Raw genomic sequence first — 8840 nt, 5'->3', positions numbered from 1 at the left:
CAAAAACACAAAAACTGGTTTAATTAAAAAAAAGAATTCCCTGGAAACAGGGTCATGGGAATCCTATGTCTATTTTCTAAAGCAAATTGATCAAACTACTTCAATTATTTAAAATCGGAATTGCTGTATTTTTTATCAAATCTTTTCATTCTAAAAAAGAAATGGTATATTTGCACCTCAATTTGATAAAATAGTTTCAAACAAATTTTATGTACGCAATCGTTAACATCGCAGGTAAGCAGTTCAAAGTAACTAAAGATCAGTATGTCTATGCACCTAAGTTGCAAGGCGAAGCTGGCGCTTCCGTGGAATTTGACCAAGTATTGTTGGCAGAAGACAACGGTACAGTGTCAATCGGCGCTCCACTTCTTTCAGGAGCAAAGGTATCAGGTAAAATACTTGATCATGTAAGAGGTAACAAAGTTATTGTCTTCAAAAAGAAGAGAAGAAAGGGTTACAAAAAGAAGAACGGTCACAGACAAGACTTCACTAAAGTATTGATCGAAAATATTGCACTATAAGATTTCCTTTAGGAATCGATAAACATTAAAGATTATGGCTCACAAAAAAGGTGTCGGTAGTTCCAAGAACGGAAGAGAATCACATAGCAAGAGACTAGGTGTGAAAAAATTTGGTGGTGAAGCAGTTATCGCTGGAAACATCATCGTAAGACAAAGAGGTACTAAGCATCATCCAGGAGAAAATGTTGGTTTGGGTAAAGACCACACTATCTTCGCTACAGTTGATGGCAAAGTTGAATTCAGAAAGAGATTTGATGGAAAATCTTACGTGAACGTAGTTCCTGCAGAAGCATAAGAATCAACCATTATTCATAAAAGAGAGCTACCCTTGATGGGTAGCTCTCTTTTTTTTTGCCTAATTCAGGTTATCATACTTTTAATATCAAATTATTGCATATCCAATCTACCCAAATTATTTCCAATTCACCACAAGTGTAATATTCATTTGATCACAGACACTTTCATGCCATATTGGGATAGAAAAAAATGAATATAACCTATGAGCTTGAAACATTACTTTATCATTTTCCTGACTTTACTAAGTACTGGCCACAGCTATGCGCAGCAAAAGCCACTTCAACTTGAAGACTACAGCCAATGGTCTTCGATCATTTCCCCTACCCCTTCTCCTGACGGAGCTTGGTTTGCCTATGCATTGAGACCGAATGGCGGAGACGATACACTCCACATCAAATCAATCTCTACAGACAAAATTGAGAAAGTTCCTTATGGGTTTTCTCCAAAATTCACCTCTGACAATAAATTCTTGGCATACCTGACCAAACCAAACAAGTCAGAAACCGAAAAACTAAAAAAAGCAAAAAAACCAGTTACCAATACAGCTCATGTAAAAGCGATAGGGACTGATAAGACTTTTTCTGTAGAAAGAGCCAAAAGCATGGAATTCTCTAACGATGGAAGGTTTTGGGTAGTCCACAAAGAAAAACCCGAAAACGCAAAATCAGATATCAAAGGAGCTGATTTAGTGTTGTACAATCTATCAGACAAAACCACTATCAACATCGGTAATGTAGCAGAGTTTGCATTCAACAAGAAAAGTAGCCTATTGGCCTACCTCGTTGATGCGGAAGATAAAGTCGGTAATGGGGTATTTGTCCTAAACCTACAGAATCTTGCCACCAAGCCTCTAAATACAGACAAGGCTACTTTTCAAAGCTTAACTTGGGATGATTCCTCAGCCAAAAAAGCAGAATGGTCGACTAAAGGCAATCAATTGGCTGTGCTCAAAGGAACAAGTGTTGACTCGCTAATGCATCAGGACAATGAGCTGTTGGTATTCACTAGCTTAGAAACAAAACCAGTTCAAAAATTACTTTCCACAAACGCATCTGGTTTTCCTGAAAACTTTGTGATAAGCGAAAAAGGCAGGTTGAGCTTCAGTGCTGATGGCAAGACTATAAGTTTTGGGGTCAAAGCCCAAGAAATCAAAGAGAAACTCAGCAAAGACACCGTTGCAAATGTAGATGTTTGGCACTGGAAAGATGATTATATTCAATCTGTTCAAATCGTAAGAGCTAACAGAGATAAAAACTTCACATACAATAGTTTGTTCCATATCAACGAAGGAAAGTTTGTACGTCTTGCAGATGATAATCTTAAATTTGTAATTGACAGCAAGCATCCAAATTACAGAATTGGAAGAGACGACACACCATACTTGAGTGATGTCAACTGGGGAATCTCTCCTGCAGACCTTTACCGTGTAGACATCAGAACAGGTGAGCGCAAAAAAATAGAAGACCTCGTAATAAGGTCTTTGGAAAGCTCGCCTGATGGCAAGTATTATCTGTATCAAAAAGACACGGCCATCATTGCATATGATTTGCAAACTGATAAAAAAACTAATATCTCGGAAAAAGCAGCTGTCATTTTCATGGACATGGAGCATCCTTACCCCCACGAAAATCCAACTTTTGGAGTTGCTGGCTGGAGCAAAGATGGCAAACACGTCATCCTCAATCATAAATATGATCTTTGGATGCTTGCCTTAGACGGATCAAAAGCTGAAAACATCACTAAGATAGGAGATACTGAAAAAATTAGATTTAGACAGATCACTTTGGATCCGGAAGAAGAATGGATAGACACCAAGCAACCATTGATACTCACTGCATATGGAGATAAAACAAAAAAAGAAGGATTCTATGAATTGAAAATCGGAAGCCAACCTGCTCCTTTAGTATATGAAGATATGAGCTATGGAAGGCCAACAAAAGCTGAAAAATCAGACAAAGTATTCTTCACCAAACAGACATTCGTAAACTTCCCTGATTACTATCTCGCAGATATGAAGTTCTCAAATGCTCATAAACTAACAGATGCCAACCCGCAACAAAAAGATTATGCATGGGGAAGTAGAAAATTAGTCTCTTTCAAAGACGGTAGAGGAAATGAGCTTCAAGGAACTTTAACTTTCCCTGCAGATTATCAGGAAGGCAAAGCTTATCCAACGATCTTCTATTTCTACGAAACCATGTCTGAAAGGCATCACCAATACTCCATGCCAGTATATGATGACAGACCTCACTTCTCAACTTATGCAAGTAATGGCTACTTGATATTCATGCCTGACATCAAATTTGAAGAAGGAAAACCAGGAACAAGCTCGCTTGATGCTATTACTTCTGCGGCCAATGAATTGATAAAGCTTGGGTATGCCGACAAAGACAACATCGGTCTTCAAGGCCATAGCTGGGGTGGATATCAGACTTCATTCATCCTGACACAAACCGATATGTTCAAGTGTATCGTGACTGGAGCACCCCCTACTAACTTGGAAAGTTTCTACAACAACATCTATGCAAGTACTGGGACAGTGCACCATGGTATCATGGAAATAGGACAAGTGAGAATGGGAAATGGGGTTACACCATGGACTCATCGCGAAATCTATCAAAGAGAAAACCCAATGTACCATATTCCAAATATAAAAACACCATTCTTGATCTTGCATGGTACAAAAGATGGTGCAGTAGATTGGTCTCAAGGACTTGAGCTTTATAATGCAGCCCGTAGAATGGGGAAAGAAGTAATCTTCCTTTCATACCCAAATGAAGGACACCACCTGACCAATGAAGCCAATCAAAAAGACTTCCAGAAACGAATGAAAGAATATTTTGACTTCCATTTGATGGGTAAGCCTGCACCTGCATGGATGGAAACAGGTGTACCTCACCTTGAAAAACTCTATGAGAAAGCGAACTAGTTTCTAAATATACAAATCTGAACTACGCTTGAATTAATCAAGCTTTAAGAAATACAAAGAGCTAATCAAACAGTTTGATTGGCTCTTTGCATTAAGGACTTGCTAAAAAAACAGACAATACTCACTAAATGGGTATTTCATCAAAATTTTAAGAATTTATTCTACAGTTAGTGCTTTTTAGCACGTCCTATTTATTACCAATTGTATCAAGAAAGAGACACAATAGAAGATTTCTATAGGAATCACTTTTTCATCATCTTGATTAAGGCTTGGCTAGTTTGCGTATGGCTTTTCACTTGCTCAAAATCTACTACTATGACTTCATATTGAAATTTCAAACTTATTGATAATGAAACACTTTGTTAAAAAATGCCTAAAATCATGAAATTGAATCAGTTTTAGCCAATCTTTATTCCCGAGGAAACGTATATATATTCAATATTTTACCACAAAAAATAAACATAGACCTATGAACTACACGGAAAACTATAAGGGAGTAAAAATCGATGTTCAATCACCTAGTCTTGATGTAAGCCAAGAAGTACAAGCTGAAATCAGAGCTAGTATCGATAAGCTATCTAGATTTACACAAAATATTAATGCCCTAGACGTATATTTCAATGCTGAAGGCAATGGCTCAAAAGCCACCACCACGATTGGAATGCGAGTTGGTGTACCAGGACCAGATGTTTTCGCAGAAGAAAAAGGTGAACAATGGATCGGAATGCTCAAATCTGTCACTGACAAAAACATCAGACAGCTACAAAAAGGAAAATAAACAATAAGCATAAATAAAAAACTTCAGGCTAGAACAACCTGAAGTTTTTTATTTCTTGAATAAAATTGGATGCTGATGCTGGGCTAATGATCAAAATAAATAAGATTCCAAACAGTGCTCCATACAAATGAGCGTCATGATTGATGCCATCATTACCTTTTTTACCTTGTACGATAGAATAGATCAAAAACAAGCCACCCAAGGCAAATCCTGGCAAACAAAGGATACCAAAAAGGCAAATATCAGATAAAGGCATCAGTATAATACTAGCAAAAACTGTCGCTGCAACGCCACCACTAGCCCCCAAAGCTTGATAATAGCTATCATTCCTATGCTTCAAAAAAGTGGGAATATCCGAAATCACAATTGCACATAAATAGAACAAAATAAAGACTGTTGTGCCTAGCCCTACTCCCAGCCTATACATCAAAAACTGCTCTACTGCACCTCCAAAGAAGAAGAATGTAAACATATTGAAAAGCAAGTGCATGCTATCCTTATGGATAAATCCAGAAAGAATAAATCGATCATATTGGTTCCTTTTATCTATCAAAAAGGGCGTAAACATCCATCTTTGAATTACTGTAGGACTTCGCATAGCCCAATAGGATGTGATTACCGTGATCACAATGATGATCACGGTGGTAGATAATTCGATCATAAATGCTGTGTATTTTCAGTGTGCTACTTTTCTCTATTCACTAGGTTTTTCACTAATTCCAAAAGTTGCTTATAATGCTCACTATTTGGCACATTCAATGCGTCATATACGGCAAAGCCTCGATCAAAATACTCCTGCATTTTGGAAGCAGTAAGCTTATCGATACCTAGCTCATTGTATATGGCAGTGACTGCTTTCACTTTTTCAGATTTATCAAACGTCGTCTTAGCAATCCAATTGTCTAGACTTTGCTTTTGATCACCAATAGCAAGCTCTCTGGCCTTTATCAGCAAGAAGGTCTTTTTGTTTGATATGATATCACCACCTACCTGCTTACCAAACTTTGCTTGGTCTGCATATACATCAAGCAAATCATCCATCAATTGGAAGCCTATACCTACATTCACCCCAAACTCATAGAGTTTTTGACCATCTTCTTCCGATGCATCTGCTAGCACAGCACCCAATTGAAGTGCAAAACCTAAAAGCACAGCCGTCTTTTGTCTGATCATATCAATGTAAGCATCTTCAGAGACATGATCCAATTTCTCGAAATCCATATCATGCTGCTGCCCTTCACAAACTTCCGTAGCTGCTTGATTGAACAAACTGAAAATAGTGGGTAACTTCTCAGCGGGCGCAGTGAGAAGCATTTCATATGCTTTGACTAGCATCACATCGCCTGAAAGTATAGCAGTATTGGCATTCCACTTCTCATGTACAGTGGCTTGACCTCTTCTCAGTGGCGCATCATCCATGATGTCATCATGCATCAATGTGAAATTATGAAATACTTCTACTGCCAATGCTGGGGTCAGCGCAGCTGAAACATCACTTTTGTAGAGGCTATAAGCCATCAAAGTCAGTAAAGGGCGGATCCTTTTGCCTCCCAAACTCATGATATAGCTGATCGGCTCGTAAAGAGCTAAAGGATTTTCACCAAAAGCATACTCTCTGATATGATTCTCTAGGTATTGAAGCAACTTATCGCTGCTTACGGGGCTTGTTGTTTGACTCATTATCTGCAAATTCCAAATCTATTGTTCTTCTATCTATATCTGTTGCTACCACTCTCACAGCAACATTATCACCCAAGGTGATCATCTTCTTATTTTTTGAGCCAATCAGGCGCATGTTTTTTTCATCAAACTCGTAGTAGTCATCATCCATATCCTGAACCCTAACCATTCCTTCGCATTTGGTCTCACTAATCTCTACAAACACGCCCCACTCTGTCACTCCAGTGACTATTCCTTGGTAATCTTTATCTTCAGCCAGTGACATAAACTCCACTTGCTTGTATTTAATAGAAGCACGCTCTGCATCAGAAGCACGCTTTTCTCTATCCGAAGAATGTCTACTTTTCTCTTCCCAGGTCTCAGATTCTGGAGATTTCCCTCCATCAAGATAATGCTGAAGTAACCTATGCACCATCATATCAGGATACCTTCTGATCGGTGAAGTGAAGTGAGTATAATGCTTGAATGCTAATCCAAAGTGGCCTTTGGGCTCAATGGTATATATGGCTTTGGCCATACTTCTTATCGCCAATTGTTCTAGTACGTTCTGTTCGGGTTTGCCTTGGATCTCTTCCATAAGTTTATTCAAGGCCATAGAAATCCTACTGCCCTCTCCTACTTTGATCTCATGGCCAAACTTCTTGGCAAAATTCGAGAAAGTCTCCAATCTCTCCAAATCAGGATGATCGTGTACCCTGTAGACAAAAGTGTCTGCTCCTTTGTTTCGATCAAAGATAAACTCGGCTACTGTTCTATTAGCTAAGAGCATGAACTCCTCTATCATTTTATGGATATCCTTCCGCTCTTTGACCATCAGACCAAGTGGAGTTCCTTTTTCATCTAACTTGAATTTCACCTCCACTGTTTCGAAATTCACAGCTCCTTTGTCAAACCGCCTTTTACGCAACTTTTTCGCTAAATCATTTAGCAAGGTAAGTTCTTCGAAGAAATCTCCAGACTGACTGTCAATATTCTCTTGAGCCTCTTCATAAGCAAATCGTCTATCTGAATGGATGATCGTACGACCAATCCAATGCTTGAGAACATCGCCTGATTCATCCATCTCAAAGACACATGAGAAAGTCAATTTATCTTCGTTGGGCCTCAATGAACATAAGCCATTACTCAATCTCTCTGGAAGCATCGGTATGGTTCTATCTACCAAGTACACGGAAGTAGCCCTGTCGTAGGCTTCTTTTTCCAGCTTGGTCTTAGGTCTGACATAATGTGTCACATCTGCTATGTGAACGCCGATTTCGTAGTTACCATTTGATAGCTTTTGATAAGAAATGGCATCATCAAAATCCTTTGCATCAGCTGGATCTATCGTAAAAGTGGTAATATCCCTGAAGTCTTTTCGGTTTTTGATCTCTGATTTTGGTATTTGATCTGAAATCTCCTCCGCCTCTGCTACTACTTCTTCTGGGTACTCAAATGGCAACCCAAACTCCGCCATGATCGAGTGGATTTCAACTTCGTGCTCGCCAGCTTTTCCAAGTACACGAGTCACTTTACCAGTAGGGTTTTTATCTCCATCCCTCCACTCAGTCATTTTGACCACTACTTTCTGGTTGTGCTCAGCACCTCCAAGATCTCCTTTGTGCACAAAGATGTCATGGTGCATTTTTCTAAAATCTGGTACTACAAAAGCAAAACGTGGTGAAATCTCCACTCTTCCTACAAATTCATCTTTGCTTCTTTCTAGGACTTCAAGTACCTTCCCTTCTACCCGACCGCTATTCCCTTTCAGTGGATACACCATGATCCGTACACGGTCTCCATCTAAAGCATTCTTCAGATCCGCTTCCTTTACCAAGATATCCTCTTCCACTTCAAACTTTGAGTCCGCTACAATGTATGCGAATCTTGGATTGACATAATCTACAATTCCTTCTATAAATTCTGGGTCCTTGGTCGAGGAAAAATAGTTCCTAGGTGACTTGGACACAGAACCCGCCGCAGCTAATTTGTGTAATATAGGTTCTACACCACCTTTGGTCACACCATCCCTAATCTCTAATTTTTTAATGATTTGTTTAGAGTTGAATTCTTCTCCAAAGTGATTATCCAAAAAATTAAGGATTTTTCTAGCTAATTGGGCTGCATCCATTACTTTGCCGCCTTTCTTCTTGCCTTTACCTGTCTTGTTATTTGATTTTCTTCCCATAAAAATGAGTCTTTTTTAAATTCTTTAGTTTGTTAATAATTTTTGCTGGGGGCACTTCACACCAGCTTTGCTTGAATAGATATGAAAATATTGGTGATTAAAGTATTCTAAGCAATAGGTGATATCGCTTTCCGAAAAATGGTAATTCCAGTTATTAATTTCCAGCTTTATTCTCAAAACATCTCTTGGTCTATCGATGCTATCAAAGTTATAAAAAAATATATGCAAAAATGGTTCAATTTGGGAAATCTTTCCAAGATACTAATTTACCTACAGTACGAACTTGACTCTCATTTCCAGCATAGACCAGCTTTTTTCCCAAACCTTCGATTTTCAATAATGCCATGTTCAAGTCATAAATGCAACGCCTAATTTTTTCTTTAGACATTCAATAGGACTAAGATAATCAAACTTTCTTACTGGTCTATTATTGATTTTGGATTCAATACACTGAATATGTTGCCATGA

Annotated in this window: 7 protein-coding genes and 1 pseudogene; 4 read left to right on the top strand and 4 right to left on the bottom strand. The window is 38.5% G+C overall.

What is annotated here, in order from left to right:
• The first annotated feature begins 209 nt into the window (after positions 1-209).
• From rplU to MM239_RS20130, 4 genes are all read left to right on the top strand, one after another.
• On the top strand, positions 210-521 hold the full coding sequence (rplU, locus tag MM239_RS20145; RefSeq protein ID WP_241292583.1) for a 50S ribosomal protein L21: 312 nt from the start codon (positions 210-212) through the stop codon (positions 519-521).
• 34 nt (positions 522-555) lie between these two features.
• Positions 556-816: a 50S ribosomal protein L27 gene (gene rpmA, locus MM239_RS20140; RefSeq protein WP_241292581.1), complete on the top strand. Its 261-nt coding sequence runs from the start codon at positions 556-558 to the stop codon at positions 814-816.
• A gap of 204 nt (positions 817-1020) precedes the next feature.
• Positions 1021-3747 carry a S9 family peptidase gene (locus MM239_RS20135; protein ID WP_241350128.1) on the top strand — a complete coding sequence of 909 codons (2727 nt, stop codon included), beginning with the start codon at positions 1021-1023 and terminating at the stop codon, positions 3745-3747.
• Positions 3748-4216: 469 nt separating this feature from the next.
• Positions 4217-4525, top strand: a complete 309-nt coding sequence (locus MM239_RS20130) for an HPF/RaiA family ribosome-associated protein (RefSeq protein WP_241350127.1) — start codon at positions 4217-4219, stop codon at positions 4523-4525.
• A gap of 28 nt (positions 4526-4553) precedes the next feature.
• On the opposite strand, the gene MM239_RS20125 is transcribed toward MM239_RS20130, so the two are convergent.
• The 4 genes and pseudogenes from MM239_RS20125 to MM239_RS21310 form a co-directional block, all read right to left on the bottom strand.
• On the bottom strand, positions 4554-5183 hold the full coding sequence (locus tag MM239_RS20125; RefSeq protein ID WP_241350129.1) for a rhomboid family intramembrane serine protease: 630 nt from the start codon (positions 5181-5183) through the stop codon (positions 4554-4556).
• Between the two features lie 26 nt (positions 5184-5209).
• Positions 5210-6205: a polyprenyl synthetase family protein gene (locus MM239_RS20120; protein WP_241350126.1), complete on the bottom strand. Its 996-nt coding sequence runs from the start codon at positions 6203-6205 to the stop codon at positions 5210-5212.
• Positions 6171-8372, bottom strand: a complete 2202-nt coding sequence (gene rnr, locus MM239_RS20115) for a ribonuclease R (RefSeq protein WP_241350125.1) — start codon at positions 8370-8372, stop codon at positions 6171-6173. Before rnr ends, MM239_RS20120 begins: the two co-directional genes overlap by 35 nt.
• A 348-nt stretch (positions 8373-8720) precedes the next feature.
• Positions 8721-8840 (bottom strand): annotated as a pseudogene (locus MM239_RS21310) (IS30 family transposase); the annotation flags it as partial.

It is taken from the genome of Belliella filtrata, from assembly GCF_022549775.1.
Taxonomy (GTDB): Bacteria; Bacteroidota; Bacteroidia; order Cytophagales; family Cyclobacteriaceae; genus Belliella; species Belliella filtrata.
This window is presented reverse-complemented; position numbering and strand designations above follow the sequence as displayed.